This window comes from Pseudomonas sp. P5_B2, from assembly GCF_056400445.1.
Genome location: NZ_JBFULH010000829.1, coordinates 1 through 1551 on the forward strand (window position 1 = coordinate 1; position 1551 = coordinate 1551).

General features: G+C 61.5%; 1 protein-coding gene. It reads right to left on the minus strand.

Features of this window, described 5'->3' with window-relative positions; all coding sequences use genetic code 11:
* Window positions 1-70: 70 nt before the first annotated feature.
* On the minus strand, window positions 71-1551 hold a 1481-nt coding region (gene peaA / locus AC1DRJ_RS27200; protein ID WP_477804870.1), incomplete at its 5' end, for a quinohemoprotein amine dehydrogenase subunit alpha.

Sequence of the window (1551 nt, forward strand, 5' to 3'; positions counted from 1 at the left end):
GTGCAAACCCCGTTGTACGGGGCCTGCGGTCATTCCGAAAAAGTGTCTGAAGCCGTATGGATCAGCCAACTTATGGAATGGGTGGATTGTTCCAGCGTTGCACGGTGACGATCATGTGGCCTTCGCCGGTCAGGGATTTCCCTGCGTCGTCGACGGCGGCGATCACCTTGAGGTTGCCGGCATTGTTGGTGGACATTTTGCGTTGCGGGTTTGGCCCGGCATCGCCCGGGGTGAACACGCCGGTGTCAGCCTGCATGGTGCCGGCGAACTTGACGTCTTCGTCTTCCTTGGCGCGGTCATCGAAGGCTTCAACCTTCCACTGCGCCGGGAATACGCCGATGCGATACGGCTTGCCATCAGCGCCCTTGCCCCACGCCTCTGCATCGAAACGGCCCTGGACTTTCGGCGTCGAACCACCGCCCTCGCCGATCCGCGACACCGAGAACTCGGGCACGACTTTGACTTCGGCGATGGTGCTGTAGACCGAAAGGGTCGGACCTTTCAGCGAGCCGACRGAGACGTTGCGCAGACCCGGTTGGGCGTTGGCGGCGGCCTTGAGTTTGACCTTGATCTGCTCAGGGCTCTGCGAAACGATTTCGACCACTTCCACACCTTTGCCGAAATCGGGTTTACCGGTTAGACCGCTACCAATCAAGGTAACTTCCGTTTCGCTACCAGCCTTCAGATAACTCGGCTGCACCGCCAGCAGACGGTTGGAACCCTGCTTGGCCGCAACGAAGTCCAGCCCGCGTTCATCATGCTCGGCCTCGAACATCCGGCCCTGCATCGCGTTGCCTTGAACAGCGAACACCTGGCGCATGGTCACACCGTCGATGGTCACGTTGCCGCGCCATTCGTAGCCGGTGTAGAGAATAGCGCTGCCGTCGCCGTTGAACGGAGTGCCGTCAACGTACTGACCTTTTACGGCGACCTTGAAAGTGTCGCTGCCGTCAGCGCTGACGGTCATCACGCCGGCCAGTTCGCCCTTGCCCGGCAAGTGGCCGCTGAAACTCCAGTCACCGACCAGCGCCTCTGCTTTGGGCGCGACCATTTGCCATTTTTTCCAGGCCGGGTTGTCCAGCGGATAACGCTTGGCCAGCAGCGGCACCATCTCTTTGCGAGCGAGGTCGAACCAGTCGCGGTCCCGGGACAGGGCCTGGTATTCGAGGGACGGCCATTGGCCGAGGTGGAAATTCACCAGATGCTCCCATTCCTGGGCCGGACGCCGCTGCAGGGCGACCCGCGCACCGGAGTGGCAGCGGCCACACATCTGGCTGGTCTGGTCGTCGAACTTCTCGACGGTATTGAGTCGACGCTCCAGCGCATATCGCACGCCATCGGTCTCGCTCGGCGCCAGGYCCTGGGTGTCGGCCAGGTACTTGACCAGCGTGCGACGGTCGTCATCGCTGATCTGCAAACCGTGCATGGTTTGCATCCGGGCGATGGTCATCAGCCAGCCTTCCGGGGTCTTGCGCTGATGGCTGATGCGACTGAGGGCGTTATTGGCTTCGGGGGTGTGACAGCCCTGACAGGTTTCCTTGAGGATGGTCT